Annotated in this window: 12 protein-coding genes; 8 read left to right on the plus strand and 4 right to left on the minus strand. The window is 69.9% G+C overall.

The annotated features are described in order from the left end of the window. The first annotated feature begins 111 nt into the window (after positions 1–111). On the plus strand, positions 112–591 hold the full coding sequence (locus tag ACWEH3_RS05135; RefSeq protein WP_450020729.1) for a DUF4254 domain-containing protein: 480 nt from the start codon (positions 112–114) through the stop codon (positions 589–591). Positions 592–650: 59 nt separating this feature from the next. Here the strand turns inward: ACWEH3_RS05135 and ACWEH3_RS05140 are convergent, their stop codons facing one another. After that, on the minus strand, positions 651–2039 hold the full coding sequence (locus ACWEH3_RS05140) for a cystathionine beta-synthase (protein WP_195082524.1): 1389 nt from the start codon (positions 2037–2039) through the stop codon (positions 651–653). Positions 2040–2142: 103 nt separating this feature from the next. On the opposite strand from ACWEH3_RS05140, the gene ACWEH3_RS05145 reads away from it, so the two are divergent. From ACWEH3_RS05145 to ACWEH3_RS05155, 3 genes are read left to right on the plus strand one after another with little or no spacing between them, the layout of a single operon-like run. Further along, positions 2143–2604, plus strand: a complete 462-nt coding sequence (locus ACWEH3_RS05145; protein ID WP_450020727.1) for a hypothetical protein — start codon at positions 2143–2145, stop codon at positions 2602–2604. Positions 2605–2607: 3 nt separating this feature from the next. Further along, positions 2608–3516: an SGNH/GDSL hydrolase family protein gene (locus ACWEH3_RS05150; RefSeq protein WP_452358267.1), complete on the plus strand. Its 909-nt coding sequence runs from the start codon at positions 2608–2610 to the stop codon at positions 3514–3516. A 41-nt stretch (positions 3517–3557) separates the two neighbouring features. Next, on the plus strand, positions 3558–4778 hold the full coding sequence (locus ACWEH3_RS05155) for an acetyl-CoA C-acetyltransferase (protein ID WP_450020723.1): 1221 nt from the start codon (positions 3558–3560) through the stop codon (positions 4776–4778). Positions 4779–4835: 57 nt separating this feature from the next. On the opposite strand, the gene ACWEH3_RS05160 is transcribed toward ACWEH3_RS05155, so the two are convergent. Together ACWEH3_RS05160 and ACWEH3_RS05165 are read right to left on the minus strand one after the other, a co-directional pair. Next, positions 4836–5687 carry a Bax inhibitor-1/YccA family protein gene (locus ACWEH3_RS05160; protein ID WP_450020721.1) on the minus strand — a complete coding sequence of 284 codons (852 nt, stop codon included), beginning with the start codon at positions 5685–5687 and terminating at the stop codon, positions 4836–4838. 134 nt (positions 5688–5821) lie between these two features. Then, entirely contained in the window at positions 5822–6973 is a 1152-nt protein-coding gene (locus tag ACWEH3_RS05165) for a class I SAM-dependent methyltransferase (RefSeq protein WP_450020719.1), read from the minus strand. Between the two features lie 398 nt (positions 6974–7371). Between ACWEH3_RS05165 and ACWEH3_RS05170 the strand changes: the two genes are divergently transcribed. The 4 genes from ACWEH3_RS05170 to ACWEH3_RS05185 all read left to right on the plus strand — a co-directional run bounded on the left by ACWEH3_RS05170 (position 7372) and on the right by ACWEH3_RS05185 (position 15831). After that, the gene (locus tag ACWEH3_RS05170) at positions 7372–7947 is read left to right on the plus strand and encodes an AMIN-like domain-containing (lipo)protein (RefSeq protein WP_450020717.1); all 576 of its coding nucleotides are present in this window, start codon (positions 7372–7374) and stop codon (positions 7945–7947) included. 52 nt (positions 7948–7999) lie between these two features. Then, positions 8000–8584: a hypothetical protein gene (locus ACWEH3_RS05175; protein ID WP_450020715.1), complete on the plus strand. Its 585-nt coding sequence runs from the start codon at positions 8000–8002 to the stop codon at positions 8582–8584. A gap of 87 nt (positions 8585–8671) precedes the next feature. Beyond that, entirely contained in the window at positions 8672–9283 is a 612-nt protein-coding gene (locus ACWEH3_RS05180; protein ID WP_450020713.1) for a DUF305 domain-containing protein, read from the plus strand. Between the two features lie 380 nt (positions 9284–9663). Beyond that, the gene (locus ACWEH3_RS05185; protein WP_450020711.1) at positions 9664–15831 is read left to right on the plus strand and encodes an amino acid adenylation domain-containing protein; all 6168 of its coding nucleotides are present in this window, start codon (positions 9664–9666) and stop codon (positions 15829–15831) included. A gap of 6 nt (positions 15832–15837) precedes the next feature. Here ACWEH3_RS05185 and ACWEH3_RS05190 read toward each other — a convergent pair whose 3' ends face one another. Further along, entirely contained in the window at positions 15838–16161 is a 324-nt protein-coding gene (locus ACWEH3_RS05190; RefSeq protein ID WP_450020709.1) for a hypothetical protein, read from the minus strand. Positions 16162–16212 lie beyond the last annotated feature (51 nt).

Below are 16212 nucleotides of genomic sequence, written 5' to 3' on the forward strand. Positions count from 1 at the left end.
CCGGCATTGGGGCGATGCCTCCGCCACCACACCATGGGAGGTGCACGATGCACAGATTGTCGATCCACCGCGGCACACGGCGGTCCGTTCCGAATGCACTGGGAGCCGGCCATGTTCGTGCGTGACCATCTGCCACGACGCTCGCACGGCGTCGTACGGCCGCTGCCGGATCAGCGCGAACTGGTCGCCGCCTTCGGCGGGCACCCGAGCGAGTCGGGCGAAGACCACCCCCTGCTCGGCTGGGCCAGGACGCTGGCAGCGCTGCACCGGCAGCGCCACTCCGATCCGCTGGCCGCCGCTGGAATAGATTGCCGCCGCGCCGAACTGGTGGCCACGATCGATGCGTGGGTGGTCGACCGGCTGCCCCGAAGGCGTGCGACCGACCATTTGCGCAGCGAATCCATCGGCGCCACGGTCGACCGCATGGCCGCCGCCCACGTCCACGCCAGCCATCTGCTGCACACCGCCGAGAAAGTGTCCGACACCCGGGTGCACGCAGCCTGGTACCGGCTGGCGCTGCTGGCCGACGAATGGACCGACCTGATCACCGGCGGCGTCCGCGAAACGGTCCGCGGCAGGAGGCCGGCATAGGCGTTCGGCCGGAAGCCGCGTGACTCGGCTTCCGGGTTCGCCGCTCGCAGCGGTCTCGGCTACTTCCCGATGTTGCCCGTGCTGAGGAAACCGAGCAGGTCGTGGCGGGTGATCACGCCGACGGGCTTGCCGTCCTCGACGACCATCAGCGCGTCGGTGTCCGAGAGCGCCTTCGTCGCGGCGGAGATGGGCTCGCCCGAACCGATCAGCGGGAACGAGGGGCTCATGTGCTGGGCCACCGAATCGGTCAGGTTGGCCCGGCCCTCGAAAACCGCCGACAGCAGGTCGCGTTCGGACACGCTGCCCGCGACCTCGCCCGCCATGACCGGCGGCTCGGCGCCGACCACGGGCATCTGGGACACGCCGTACTCGCGCAGGATCTCGATCGCGTCGCGCAGCGTCTCCGACGGGTGGGTGTGCACCAGGTCCGGCAGCTCGCCGGACTTGCCGCGCAAGACGTCGCCCACGAGCGGTTCGGCCGTGCCGTCCAGCCGTTCGCGCAGGAACCCGTAGGAACTCATCCACTCGTCGTTGAAGATCTTCGACAGGTAGCCGCGTCCACCGTCGGGCAGCAGCACCACGACCACCGCGTCCGGGTCGCGCCGCGCCACCTCGACGGCCGCGACGACCGCCATGCCGCAGGAACCGCCGACCAGCAAGCCCTCCTCGCGGGCGAGCCTACGGGTCATCTCGAAGGAATCCGCGTCGGAGACCGCGATGATCTCGTCCGGCACAGCGGGGTCGTAGGCCGACGGCCAGAAATCCTCGCCGACGCCCTCTACCAGGTACGGCCGCCCGGTGCCGCCCGAGTACACCGATCCCTCCGGGTCGGCGCCGATGATCCGCACCTTCCCGCCGGAGACCTCCTTGAGGTAGCGGCCGGTGCCGGTGATGGTGCCGCCGGTGCCGACACCCGCCACGAAGTGGGTGACCTTGCCGTCGGTGTCGCGCCAGATCTCCGGGCCGGTCGTCTCGTAGTGGCTTTCCGGGCCGCCCGGGTTGGAGTACTGGTCGGGCTTCCACGCGCCGTCGATCTCACGAACCAGGCGGTCGGAGACGCTGTAGTAGCTGTTCGGGTGGTCCGGCGGCACGGCGGTCGGGCAGACCACGACGTCGGCGCCGTAGGCCCGCAGCACGTTGCGCTTGTCCTCGCTGACCTTGTCCGGGCAGACGAACACGCACTTGTAGCCGCGCTGCTGCGCGACCAGGGCAAGACCGACGCCGGTGTTGCCGGACGTCGGCTCGACGATGGTGCCCCCGGGCCGCAGCTTCCCGGACCGCTCGGCGGCGTCGATCATCTTCACCGCGATCCGGTCCTTGGAGCTGCCGCCCGGGTTCAAGTATTCGATCTTGGCCGCGACCAGCCCCGCGTTCGGTCCCACGACCGAGTTCAACCGGACCAGCGGCGTGTTGCCGATGAGATCCACGACATGATCCGCGATGCGCATGGACCCCATAGTTGCAGACGCACTAACTGTGAGTTCGCGCACGCCGTGTGCAGCGGCCGCGGACTACCGGCGAACCGGCGCCTGCGGCCTTAGGATCGCTGCCATGAGGCAGCCGAACATCGCCCGCGCCGCAATGCTTCTGGCCGGATCGGCAGTGGCCCTGGTGGCCGGATCCGGCGCTCGAGCGGAGGCGGCCACCGTCGAATTCCCGCAGGTGCCGACGCTCGCGCACGGCGGTCTGTGCTGGACCAGCATCCGCACCTGGGCCGACACCGGTCCGGAATGGCCCGGACGCGCCATCCTCAACGTGCGCGCGCTGCCCGTGAGCGGCATCGGGCCGGGCGCCTACCCGCTGGCGCCGCTGTGCGAGGTCCGCACCACCGTGGCGTGGCGCAACGTCACCACCGGCGCGACGGGCAGCTACGACAACATCGTGGTCACCGGCATCTACGGCAGCATCCAATACGCGCTGTTCCAGGACACCGGCCCCGGCCTGGTCGAGGTCACCATCTCCACCGATGCGGCGAGCATCCCGGCCCGCGGCACGTTCGTGGTCCCGGGCTGACCGATGCCCGTGCTCGGTAGCAGCGTGAGCGCACCTCGGTTTCGCTGGCGCGCGGCCGCGCTGACCGGGGCCGCGGCCGCGCTCGCCGGTTCCGGCGCGGGGACCGCGTGGTGGGCGACCTACCGTCTGCTCATGGCGCAGGCGGGCGTCGCGCGCGGAGTGATCGGACGGGACACCTCGAAGCCGCCGGAAGCCGACGGCATCTACACCGCGGGCTGCGCGGAGCCCGAGCCGTGGCGTGCGGGCAAGCACGCCGACCTCCATCTGATGATCTTCGGCGACTCCACCGCGGCGGGCCTCGGTTGCGCGGTGGCCGAGGAGGTGCCGGGCGTGCGCCTGGCCCGAGGACTCGCCGAGGCGACCGGGCAGCGGATCCGCCTGAGCACCAAGGCGATCTCCGGCGCCACATCCAAGGGCCTGGCCGGGCAGGTGGACGCGATGTTCGTCGCGGGGCCGCCGCCGGATGCCGCGGTCATCCTCGTCGGCGCCAACGACGTCACCAAGAAGCACTCGATCCGCGCCTCCGCGCGCAGGCTCGCCGCCGCGGTCGCCCGGTTGCGCCGCGCCGACGCGGTGGTGGTGGTCGGCACCTGCCCGAATCTCGGCACGGTTGCGGCCATTCCCCAGCCGCTGCGCACCGTCGTGCAGAACTGGAGCGTGCGGCTGGCCAAGGCGCAGCACGTGGCGACGACGGTCGCGGGCGGGCAACCGGTGCGCATGGGTTACCTGCTCGCCCCCGAGTTCCGCGCCGCGCCGGAGCTGCTGTTCGCCGCCGACGGCTTCCACCCGTCAGCGGCCGGCTACGAACTGGCCGCCGCGCAATTGCTCCCGGCGCTGCTGAAGGCACTGGGCGGGACAGGCGCTTCCGGTACTCGGGGACGGGACGTAGATTCGGTACGAACCCGTGAGTAACAACTCCGGTTCGCCAGAACCGTCCGACCCAAGGAGTCCTCATGCCTGAGGCCGTCATCGTTTCGACCGCACGCTCCCCGATCGGCCGGGCCCGCAAGGGTTCGCTGGTCGACCTGCGGCCCGACGATCTGACCACGCAGATTGTGCGGGCAGCGCTCGACAAGGTGCCTGCCCTGGACCCCGCCCAGATCGACGACCTGATCCTGGGCTGCGGCTCGCCTGGCGGTGAGCAGGGCTTCAACATCGCCCGTGTCGTCGCCGTGCAGCTCGGCTACGACTTCGTGCCGGGCACCACGGTGCACCGCTACTGCGCCTCGTCGCTCCAGACCACCCGGATGGCCTTCCACGCGATCAAGGCGGGCGAAGGCGATGTGTTCATCTCCGCGGGTGTGGAGACCGTGTCGCGCTATGTGAACGGTTCCGCCGACAGCTGGCCGAACACGCAGAACCCGCTGTTCGCCGAAGCGCAGGAGCGCACCGCGAAGACCGCGGAGGGCGGCGCGGGCATCTGGCACGACCCGCGCGAGGACGGCCTGATCCCGGACGTCTACATCGCGATGGGCCAGACCGCCGAGAACGTGGCGACCTCCACCGGCATCACCCGCGAGGACCAGGACCGCTGGGGCGTACGGTCGCAGAACCGCGCCGAGGAAGCGATCAAGAACGGCTTCTTCGAGCGCGAGATCACCCCGGTTACGCTGCCGGACGGCACCGTGATCAGCAAGGACGACGGCCCGCGCGCCGGGGTCACCTACGAGGCGGTCTCGGCGCTGAAGCCGGTGTTCCGCCCGGACGGCACCGTCACCGCGGGCAACTGCTGTCCGCTCAACGACGGCGCGGCCGCTTTGGTGATCATGAGCGACACCAAGGCCAAGGAGCTGGGTCTGACGCCGCTGGCGCGGATCGTTTCCACCGGCGTGTCCGGCCTGTCGCCGGAGATCATGGGTCTCGGCCCGATCGAGGCGTGCAAGCGCGCGCTGGCGCTGGCGGGCAAGACCATCGATGACATCGACCTCGTCGAGATCAACGAGGCGTTCGCGGTGCAGGTCCTCGGCTCGGCCCGGGAGCTGAAGATCGATGAGGACAAGCTGAACGTCTCCGGCGGCGCGATCGCGCTGGGCCACCCGTTCGGCATGACCGGCGCCAGGATCACCACCACCCTGCTCAACAACCTGCAGACCTACGACAAGCAGTTCGGTCTGGAGACCATGTGCGTCGGCGGCGGCCAGGGCATGGCCATGGTCATCGAGCGTTTGAGCTGACCCGCAGACGACAAGGGCGGTCGCCGGATATCCGGCGACCGCCCTTTCGTCGTATGGCTAGTCGTTCTGGAAGTAGCTCAGCAGCCGCAGGATCTCCACGTACAGCCACACCAGGGTGACGGTGAGGCCGAGTGCGACGCCCCAGGCCGCCCGCTCCGGAGCCTGCGCGCGGATCAGCTGATCGGCGGCGTCGAAGTCGAGCAGGAAGCTGAACGCGGCGATGGCGATGACCACCAGGCTGAACACGATCGCCAGCGGACCGCCGTCGCGCAGGCCGAGGCCGCCATCGATGAAGAAGCTGGCGACGAGGTTGCCCAGCATCAGGACCAGGATGCCGATCATGGCGCCGACGATGATCCTGGTGAATCGCGGCGTCACGCGGATGGCGCCGGTCTTGTAGACCACGAGCATGCCGGCGAAGACACCGAAGGTGCCCAGCACCGCCTGACCGATCAGCGCGCTACCGCCGACCCCGCCGAACTCGATATTGGTGAACATGAACGACAGGGCGCCGAGGAAAAGGCCCTCCGCGACGGCGTAGGACAACACGATCGCCGGGTTGTCCATCTTGTTCGCGAAGGTCGCGATCAGCACGAGCACCAGGCCGACCAGGCCGCCGCCGATCACGAACAGCGGCGCGAGCGAGGTGTTGGCGTTGGTGAGGCCGTAGGAGACGATCGCGGACAGCGCGAGCACCGCGAGGGTGATGCCCGTCTTCGTCACCACGTCGTCGATGGTCATCGAGCGCGTGGTGGGGGGAGCCTGCTGGTACTGGCCGTGCTGCTGCGGGTATTGGCCGTACTGGTTGCCGAACTGGCCGGCGGAGCTCACGCCGGAACCGAAGCTGGCGTATCCACCGCCCTCCTGCCTTGGCAGGTTCCTGAAAACCGGATTGCTCGTGGTACGCATGTGAACGGCGTCCCTTTCTGGAGTCGTTGCCGCTGTTCATCGAGTTGGTTCACTCGATATCCAACTGCCCTGTCCAACGTTTGTCATCCGTCGCGAGTTCCCGGGGAGTCGCACAGAGCCGGACAATTCGGACTCTACCGCTGTCGCGGGTCGTGCAGACCACGCACCGACCGAGTCACGGTGAATTTCCGGTTGCGGCCCATCACTTCGGTCCGGCCGACCATCCGTTCCACCACGGCCCGATAGTTCAAATGCGAGTTGAACACCGTCCACAGCTCTCCACCCGGGCGCAACACCCGCCCGGTCTCGGCGAACATCTTGATGGCCGATCCGGTGTGCACGGCCGCGCCGATATGGAACGGCGGATTACACAGCACCAGATCGGCGCTGTTGTCCGCCGCCGAAGACATGGCGTCGTCGCGCACAACGCACACTCGGTCGGCGACCCCGTTCGCCTCGGTGGTGGCCCGCGCCGAGGCGACCGCGGCGGCGGATTGGTCGGTGGCGATCACCTTGATGCCCGGCCGCGCCGTGGCCAGGGCGACGGCAAGGATGCCGGTGCCGCAGCCGAGATCGATGGCGTCGCGCGCGTCCGGCTTCATCAGTCTCAGGTGCTCGAGCAGGAACCTGGTGCCGATGTCCAGGCGGGCCCCGGAGAATGCCGCGCCGTGCGCGACCACGTCGAGACCGAGTTCGTCCAGCCGGTCGCGCACCGGGAACGGCCGACCGGCGACGGGTTTGGGTCCGGCCACCAGCAGGGTCCGCGACTTCTGCCTGCCGCGGCTGGCGCGCACCTCGGAGAACGACTGCGCCAGAACGTCGTTCATCGACTTGGTCAGATACTTGTCCCGCCCGCCCGCGAACACCTCGACCGCCGGATCCGCGTAGCGCGCGATCGCGTCGGCGACCTCGGCCAGACCGGCCAGCATCCGGGGCAGGCGAAGCAGGACCACCTGGGCATCACGCAGCAACTCGGGACCGAGCGGGTGCGCGGTGTAGCGATCCGACAAGCCCGCCGCGCGGGCGTTGTTCGCGAGGGCGAGTTCGCCGGTGAGCAAGTCCTGATGTACCCGGACGTCGCGCAGATCGTGTCCCGCGATAGCGCCGAGGGTCAGTGCACCATAGGCGTCACCGACGATGGCTACTTTCCCGCTATCCGCAGTCGCGAGGGCGTCGGCCGCGACGTCGAGAATCAGCCGATCGGCGGCGTCGACGGCGTAGAGGTTCAGCGCCTCCACGTCGGGATACCGCCGCAACCGGCCAAGTACGTCCTCGACATTTCCCACGCCTCAAGTGTGCTAGATCGTTGCCGCCTGGTCGCGCCCACCCCGCCCTATCGATCCCGCCGGATTCCCGGCATGGCGATCCGCACGCTGAATCCGGTCAGGACAGGCGGTTTGGCGGACGCATCGATGAATACGGCGTTCGATCAACCGCCGATCCTCTCGGGCTCGACGGAGGGCCGATCCGGCTCCGGCGCCCACACCACCGGCGAGGGCAGGACTCTCGCACACAGGACATAAACCATGGCAATCAAATAGCAATTAATCGGGCTCGGCAGGCCGACCATTCGAGGTACACGAGTGTTCGCACCCCCGTGTGGCTTGCGGCGGACCGGTGGCGAATGCCCCGCAACGCTCCCCGGTTACGCCATCCGAGGCCTTTCGCTGAGTAGCATCGGGCCATGCGCAACAGGATGGTGCTCATGGTCGCGGTCGCGACGGCACTGCTCGCGGGCTGCGGGGACGGCGAGACGGCACCGGGCCTACCGGCCGCGTCGAACACCGCTACGTCGGTCGAGGTAGCGCAGGCCCCGGCCCCCGGCGACACCGCACCGAAGCAGGGCAAGCCTTCCGGCGACGCCGCGCTCACGGTGACCGATGTGCGGCTGGGAAGTCAGCCCGGTTTCGATCGCGTGGTCTACGAACTCGGCGGGGCGGGCACGCCCGGTTGGATCGTCCGGTACACCGACCGGGCGGTGCAGGACGCCAGTGGCAATCCGGTGGACGTGGCGGGCCGGTCGATTCTGGAAGTACGAATCCTGGGCTCGGCTTACCCGTTCGACAGCGGCGTGACACCGTACGAGGGACCGGACCCGGCCGTCGACGCGGCGGTCTCCGGCATCACGGGCGTCTACCGGACGACGGTGTTCGAGGGCGTGACGCAGTCGTTCATCGGCGTGCGGGCCGACCGGCCCTCCTTCACCGTCACCACGCTGTCCAACCCGACCCGGTTGGTCGTCGACGTCGCAAGCTCCTAGATACCGGTACCGCCAACGGGTATATCGAGAGCGGGGGCTAGACTCGGTACTCGTGGTCGACCGCCGCGCACTTCCCGCCGCCGGGCTCGCCCAGCTCCTAGGGGTGCTGGCGTTGGCCGCCGGGGTCGTCGCGATGCATTCGGCGGTCTTCGGGTTCTCCGGCCACGCCCACGCGGCCGGCGTGCACACCCTCGCGCCCGCCTCCGACGCGGTAGCCGACGCACTCGAACGAGCTGCCGCCGCGCCCGGGTTTCCTCATCGACAGGCGACACCGCCAACCTCGGACAGCGCTCCGACCGGCCACGATCGACTTCCGCCGCAGGACAGGGGTCACCGCGACTCGTCTGCGCCTCTAGCCGTCGAGGCGACCTCAGGCGCGTCATGGCACGCGGCCGTCGCGGCGAAGATGTCCCACTGTGCGGGCGGCGGGTGCGACGGCGAGCACAGCGCACTGCACGGCTGCGTGTTCATCTCGGCCGCCTCCATCGCGTTGGCCGCGTTGGTGCTGCTCCGCCGATTGGCGTTCGATCGCCCCGGCGGCGGTGCGGCACGACCGCGGCACTGGCGGCCGCGGCGTGCACGACCGCCGCCGTGGACCGTGCTCACCTTGGCCGAACTGGCGATTCTGCGGATCTGACAGCTCCGTCGCCGCCGTGTGTCCGAACCACGGTGGCGGCGCAGTCCACTCCGTCCTCAGACTTCGCACTTCGCAAGGAGCGACCCCATGTTCATCACTCGCACCCGATCGGCCCTCGCTCTCGCCGCGGCGGCCGCGGTGAGCCTCGCCGGATGCGGCGACGCCGACACCGGGCACACCACCGAGCACGGCACCTCGACCACCACGGCGGCCGTCACGACCGCACCCGCCCGAGCGGCGCACAACGACGCGGACGTGATGTTCCTCCAGATGATGTATCCGCATCACGCCCAAGCCGTCGAGATGGCGCGGCTGGTGCCGACGCACACCGACAACCAGCAGTTGCGCGCGCTCGCCACGCAGGTGGAGCAAGCACAAGCGCCGGAGATGCAGCAGATCACCACCCTCTTGCAGAGCTTCGGCAAACCGGCGCCCACCCCGAGCGATGAGCACGGCGGCCACGAAATGCCCGGCATGATGTCCGCCGAACAGATGGCGGCGCTGGACGCGGCATCGGGTCCGGACTTCGACCGTCAATGGCTGACCATGATGATCGAGCATCACGCGGGCGCGATCGCCATGGCCCAGACCGAGCTGGCCGAGGGTGAGAACGCCGACGCGAAGGCGCTCGCTCAGCGGATCATCGCCGCCCAACAGGCCGAAATAGCGCAGATGCGAGTCATGCTCGGCCAGAGCTGAACCGCTCCCCCCGCGCCGATATCGGTTGGCCATCGTTATCGGCGCGGGCCCGGCGGGGCGGGCCCCGGCGACGTACCTTCGGATTGCCCGCGCCTACCGCGACGACACCAACGCCTTGGCCGACACGCTGGCCCGCCGCCCGACACCGACACTTCGAACGCGGCGATCGACCGGTTCAACGCCACGAAGAACCCCGCGCTGACCGCCTGTCAGGGGCACGGCACCCGCTGAACCGTACCGGCCGGGCTCACGCGCGTGCGACGGCATCGCGGCACACGCCGCCGTTCGACCGGAGCGGTGTCGACTTCTCATCGTTGAGGAATCCCGCCGTGCGGCTGTAGCATCTGGCCGTTTACTGCCACGCGGAACGGGACGATTACATGACCAGCGGTATCCGGGATACTCGTCCACCCGCCCGGAAAGGCCGCCGCCGCAGATCCGCCGAATCGGCGACGCCGACGTTCGCCGCGCTGCTGGCCGCCGCCGCGGAGCACAATCCCGACGGCGTCGCTGTGGTCTGCGACGACGGCGAGATCACCTACCGCGACCTCGACGCGCGCTCCTCGCGGCTGGCCCGCACGCTGATCGCCGCGGGCGCGGGCCCCGAAACAGCGGTAGCGGTGGCGCTGCCACGTTCGCTCGATTCGGTGCTCGCGGTGTGGGCGATCGCGAAGTCCGGTGCGGCGTTCGTCCCTGTGGATCCGGCGCTTCCCTTGTCCCGCATCAAGTTCCAGGTCATCGATAGCGGTGCCGCGCTGGGCCTGACCCAGGCCGCCCACGCGGCGACACTACCCACCGAGGTGCGCTGGCTCGCGCTGGACGATGCCGAAGTGATCGCACAGGTGGCGGCGAATCCCGCGAGCCCTATCGCGTATTTCGAACGCCCCGTCCGCCTTCGCGCCACCCACGCGGCCTACGTGATCTACACATCGGGATCGACCGGACGCCCGAAAGGCGTCGCCGTGACCCATGCCGGACTCGCCCCGCTGTGCGCCGAACTGGCCGCGCGCCACGCGCTGGACAAAGACGCGCGGGTGCTGCACTTCGCGTCACCGAGCTTCGACGCCTCGGTGCTGGAGTTGCTGCTCGCGATCTGCTCCGCCGCCACGCTGGTGATCGCCCCACCGACCCTGTACGGCGGCACCGCGCTGGTGGAACTGCTCGCACGGCAGGCGATCACCCACGCCTTCCTCACTCCGTCCGCGCTGGCCACGATCGAGCCGACCGGACTGCCCGCCCTGCGTTCGGTCATGGTCGGCGGCGAGCCGTGCCCGCCGATGTTGCCCCGGCACTGGGCAGGCGACGGCCGCCTGTTCCACAACGCCTACGGCCCGACGGAATCCACCATCGTGGCGACGCTGAGCCCGCCGCTGTCACCGGACGCACCGGTCACCATCGGGTCGGCTGTGCCAGGTATGCGCTGCCAGGTACTCGATCACCGGTTGCGCCCGGTCGGCGTCGGCGTCGTCGGCGAGCTGTACGTGTCCGGGCCCGGGGTGGCGCGGGGGTACCACGGACGCCCGGATCTGACCGGACAGCGGTTCCTCGCCGATCCGTTCGGACCGCCCGGCTCGCGGATGTACCGCACCGGCGACCTCGTCCGGCGCACCACCTCGGGCCATCTGGACTATTTCGGCCGGGCCGACGACCAGGTCAAGGTCAGGGGTTTCCGGATCGAACTCGGCGAGATCGACGCCATCCTGTCGACACAGCCCGGCGTCCGGCTGGCCGTGACCGTCGACCGCAAGACCGCCGCGGGTGAGACCACGCTGGCCGCCTTCGTCCAACCCGAACCGGGCCATGCCCCTGACCCCGCCACGCTGGCCGACGCGCTGGCCGCGCTGCTGCCGAAGTACATGGTGCCCAACACGATCACGGTCGTGGATCGGATCCCGCGCACCCCGACGGGCAAGGCCGATCGGCCCGCGCTGCGCGTGCGCGCCCTGGACGAGCCGGACTACCGGCCCGCCGTCGACCTCGGCGAGGAGACGGTCGCCGAGGTCTTCGCACGCGTGCTGGGCCGGGAACGGTTCAGTGCCGACGCCGATTTCTTCGCGGCGGGCGGCAACTCGCTGCTGGCGACGCAGGTCGCCGCGCGCCTGAGCGAAACATGGCGGCTGCGCATCCCACCCCGGCTGGTGTTCGACCATCCGACGGTCGCCACCTTGTCCAAGGCGATCCGCTCGCAGCAATTCGACACTGCGCGCCCGGTGTTGCGCGCACGGACCAGGCCGGAGCGCATCCCGCTGTCGCCGGCCCAGCTGCGGTTCTGGCTGCGCAACCAGTTCGACACGACGTCCTCGGTGGACAACATCGGCTTCGCGCTGCGGCTGTCGGAGCTGGATATTCCCGCCTTACGCGCGGCATTCGCCGACACGGTCGAGCGGCACGAGTCGCTGCGTACGAGATATCCCGCCGATGCGACCGGACCGCGGCAACTCATCCTCGGCACCGAGCAGGTGGTCGACGATTTCGCGGTGGAGGAACTGTCCGACGACGCGGTACCCGACCGGGTCCGCGCGATCCTGCGGCACGGGTTCGACGTGTCGGCCCAGGTGCCGCTGCGCGTCCGGCTGCTGCGCACCCCCACCGAGTACGTCCTGGTCTGCGCCCTCCACCACATCTGCGCCGACGGATCCTCACTGGCGCCGCTGGCCCGCGACGTGGCTTTGGCCTACGCCGCCCGCAGCGCGGGGGCCGCCCCGGCCTGGCTGCCACCGGATGTGCAGTACGCCGACTACGCCCTGTGGCAGCAGGATCTGCTCGGTTCCCGCGACGACCCCGAGTCACCGCTGTCGCGGCAACTGGCGTACTGGACCGGCGAGCTGGCCGGTCTGCCCGACGAACTCGATCTGCCCGCCGACCGGCCGCGCCCGCCGGTGGCCACACTGCGTGGCTCGGCCACTCAGCGGACGGTGCCGGCGACCTTGCACCGCGACCTGCTCGCCGTCGCGCGCGCCCACCGATCGACGCTGTTCATGGTGATGCGCTCGGCGCTCGCCGTGCTGCTGGCCCGCCTGTCCGGAAGCTACGACATCGCGATCGGCGTGCCGATGACCAACCGGGCCGAGCCCGCGCTCGCGGATGTCGTCGGCATGTTCGTCAACACCACCGTCTCCCGGACCAGGATCGAGCCCGCGGAGAGTTTCACCGCTCTGCTGCGCCGCACCAGGGAACGGGATCTGGTCAACTTCGCGCACTCCGAGGTGCCGTTCGAGCACGTGGTCGACGCCGTCGATCCGACCCGATCACCCGGACGCCACCCGCTCTACCAGGTGGGCTTCGCGTTCCAGAACTTCACGCAGGCAACACTGGACCTGTCCGGCCCCAACGTGTCGTTCCTCGACGTGGACGCCGACACGGCGAAAACCGATCTGCACATCGGTGTGGTCGACATCCGCGACGACGACGGCGAGCCCGGCGAGATCATCATCCGATTCGGTTACAGCACAGACCTGTTCGACGAGCACACGGTGCAGCGCTTCCTCGACGGCTACATCCGCACCCTGTTGCGGGTCGCGGCCGAGCCCGACGCCGTGGTCGGCGACATCGACATCATGGACCCGGTCGAGCACAAACGCATCCGCTCCTGGGGCGCCGGAGCCGAGCACGACGTGCGGGCCGAGCCGCTCACCGCCGCGACGGCGCGGCAGGCCGCGGCGACGCCGGACGCGATCGCGGTGGTCTGCGGATCCGAGACGCTCACTTACGCGCGACTGCTCGAACGATCCGCGCGGCTGGCTCGCTGGCTGATCGAACGAGGCGTGGGTGCGGAGACCGTCGTGGCGGTGGCGATGCGGCGGTCGATCCAGCAGGTCGTCGCGTTGCACGCGATCGTGGCGGCGGGCGCGGCCTGGGTGCCGATCGACCCGGGACACCCGGCCGAACGCATCCGGTATGTGCTCGAATCGGCGGCGCCACGGTGCGTGCTGACCACCGCGGCGGACGGTTTCACCGCGGCCGAGGCTTATGACGTCGACACCCTGGACCTCGACCGCTTCGGCGCGGAACCCGTACTCGACGCCGAGCGCCGGACACCGTGGCACGCCGACCACCCCGCCTATCTCATCTACACCTCCGGGTCGACCGGCCGCCCCAAGGGCGTGGCGATCAGCCATCGGGCGATCGTGCACCAGCTCGCCTGGATGCAGGCGGAATACGGTGTCGACGCCACCGACGTCTATCTGCACAAGACTCCCGCGACCTTCGACGTGTCCCTGTGGGGCTACTTCCTGCCGCTGCGCGCGGGCGCGCGGATGGTGCTGGCCGGACCGGACGAGCATCGCGACCCGGCGGCGCTGTCCCGGCTGATCGCCGAGCACCGGGTGACGCTCACCGATTTCGTTCCCGCGATGCTCACCATATTCGCCCAGCAGGCAACGGCGGACGAACTGTCCTCGCTACGAGCTGTTTTCGTCATCGGGGAGGCGCTGCCGCCGGAAACCGCGCGTGCCTTCGCGAACGTGACCAAGGCCGAGTTGCACAACCTGTACGGACCTACCGAGGCCGCGGTGAGTATCACGCGACACGCGGTCTCGGCCGCCGATCGCACCGCGGCAGGCGTATCCATCGGTGTGCCGGAATGGAATTCGCGCTGCCACGTGCTGGACGACCGGTTGCGGCCGGTTCCGGTGGGAGTGGCGGGCGAACTCTACCTCGGTGGCGTTCAACTGGCCCGCGGTTACCATGGCGCGCCGGGTCTGACCGCGGCCCGGTTCGTCGCCGATCCGCTGCACCCGGGCGAACGGATGTACCGGACCGGTGACCTGGTGCGCTGGAACCGCATCGGCACCCTGGACTATCTGGGCCGCACGGACTTCCAGGTCAAGGTCCGCGGCCACCGCATCGAACTCGGTGAGATCGAAGCGGCTTTGCTGGCCGACCCGGCGGTGGGCCGGGCCGCGGTGGCGGTCAAGGGCTCCGATGCCGGGGACCGGCTGGTCGGCTACGTCGTCGCCGCGCCGGGGGCCACGGTCGACCCGGATGTCGTGCGTCAGTCCGTCGCTCGCGTGCTGCCCGGTTACATGGTGCCGACGGCGGTGCTGGCGCTCGACGCGTTCCCGGTGAACACCAGCGGAAAGCTCGACCGCGCCGCGCTACCCCAACCGGTGTTCGCCGCACGCACCGGTGCGCAGCCCGGCACCGCGCTGGAGCGCGCGGTCGCGGAGGTCTTCGCCGACGTGCTCGGCGTGTCCCCGATCGGGGTGGCCGACGACTTCTTCGAACTCGGCGGGTCGTCACTGCTCGCGTTCACGTTGCACCAGCGGCTGTCGGAGCGGCTCCGCCGCGACGTGCCGATGTCGGCGATCCTCGCGACCCCGACCGTCGGCGGCCTCGCGGCGCGACTGGCGGGCGGGTCCGCCCCCACCGCGGCGACGCCGGAACGCGACGCCGTGCTGGAGCCGGAGATCGGCATCGGCGGATGCGAGCCCGCGCACACCGGTCCGCCACAGGAAATCCTGTTGACCGGCGCGACCGGTTTTCTCGGCGTGCACCTGCTGCAAGCCCTGCTGGATCGCACCGAGGCGAGGGTGTGGTGCGTGGTGCGCGCCGCCGACGCCGAGGAAGGCATCGACCGAATCCTCGGTGCGCTGAGCCACTACCGGCTCTGCGGGACCACCGCCGCGGAGCGGATCGTCGTCGTCGCGGGCGACCTCACCGCACCACGCCTCGGCCTCGACCCCGCCGACTACGACCGATTGGCCGACAGCATCGACGTGATCTATCACAACGGCGCGCGCGTCAATCACGTCGACCCTTATGCCCGGCTGCGGCAGGCCAACGTCGAGGGCACCCGCGAGTTGTTGCGGCTGGCGACGGCGCGGCGGGTCAAGCCGTTCCACCTGGTCTCCACCATGGGCGCGGCCGTCGCGGCGAGGCCGGATTCGCCGGTGGTCACCGAGGACATCCGCCTACCCGCGGGGCAGGTGTCCGGCAACGGCTACCTCGCCTCCAAATGGGCCGCCGAGGAACTGGTCCGCCAAGCGGGCGAACGTGGTGTGCCCGTCGCCATCTACCGTCCGAGCACCATCTGCGGTTGCCCGGACGTAGGCGTGAACAGCCCGCAGGATTCGCTGTGGAACATGGTGCGAGCCGCCGCGATGCTCGGCATGGCGCCCGACGTGGGCGACGCGACCGTTTCCTTGGTTCCGGTGAACTACGTGGCGAGCGCGATCGTGGAGATCTCGGCTCGTCCGCGCTCGGAGACCGTCTATCACCTGGTCAATCGGGCCCCGGTAGCGGTCGGGGAGATCCTCGCCAGTCTGCGCGCGCACGGTTTGCCGGTGGCGACGATGCCGGAGGACACGGTGCGCGCGGGCCTGGCCAGGGAAGCGCGGCGGCGCGACGCGCTCGGCGACGATTCGCTGGTGCGCGCGGCCCTGCTGAGCCACGACTTCGCCGGACTCGCCGGTCACCTCGACTGGGCCGACGAACACACCCGCGCCGCGCTCGCGGACACCGGCATGGCCTGCCCGAAGATCGACCGTGCGGTGGTGGACACCTTCGTCCGGGAATTCATCGAGTCGGGTTTCCTACCCCGGGATTGACGCTCCTCAGTACCCCGGCGGCACGGTGGTCCGTTCGGCGGGCTTTTCGGCGTGCCTGCGGGCCCGCACCTGCTCCAGCACGATCAGGCCCACCCCGATCAACAGGAAGACGACGGTGATGATCGCGGCCACGACCGAGAGCCTGCCGAGCCCCCAGCCGGCGAGCACCGCCGCGGTTATCGCACCCGCCGCGGCGACCAGCAGCAACCCGTACCCCGGCCAGTTCCTGGTGTCGGCCATAGTCGCTCCCGGCGGCGGCGCGGAGTCGCGCGCGATATCCGGGGCGTCATCGATCGGAGGGATCTCCCATGGGCCGTCGTCCGCTGTCACTGGTTGTTCCTCCCGCCGCGATACCGGCCGTTGTTCCGGTATCTGATGCGC

It is taken from the genome of Nocardia sp. NPDC004718, assembly GCF_053601535.1.

Coding starts and splice junctions, on each gene's coding strand:
- ACWEH3_RS05155 (WP_450020723.1), top strand. CDS start 3,558: ATGCCTGAGGCCGTCATCGTTTCGACCGCACGCTCCCCGATCGGCCGG.
- ACWEH3_RS05160 (WP_450020721.1), bottom strand. CDS start 5,687: ATGCGTACCACGAGCAATCCGGTTTTCAGGAACCTGCCAAGGCAGGAG.
- ACWEH3_RS05180 (WP_450020713.1), top strand. CDS start 8,672: ATGTTCATCACTCGCACCCGATCGGCCCTCGCTCTCGCCGCGGCGGCC.
- ACWEH3_RS05135 (WP_450020729.1), top strand. CDS start 112: ATGTTCGTGCGTGACCATCTGCCACGACGCTCGCACGGCGTCGTACGG.
- ACWEH3_RS05150 (WP_452358267.1), top strand. CDS start 2,608: ATGCCCGTGCTCGGTAGCAGCGTGAGCGCACCTCGGTTTCGCTGGCGC.
- ACWEH3_RS05145 (WP_450020727.1), top strand. CDS start 2,143: ATGAGGCAGCCGAACATCGCCCGCGCCGCAATGCTTCTGGCCGGATCG.
- ACWEH3_RS05185 (WP_450020711.1), top strand. CDS start 9,664: ATGACCAGCGGTATCCGGGATACTCGTCCACCCGCCCGGAAAGGCCGC.
- ACWEH3_RS05140 (WP_195082524.1), bottom strand. CDS start 2,039: ATGCGCATCGCGGATCATGTCGTGGATCTCATCGGCAACACGCCGCTG.
- ACWEH3_RS05170 (WP_450020717.1), top strand. CDS start 7,372: ATGCGCAACAGGATGGTGCTCATGGTCGCGGTCGCGACGGCACTGCTC.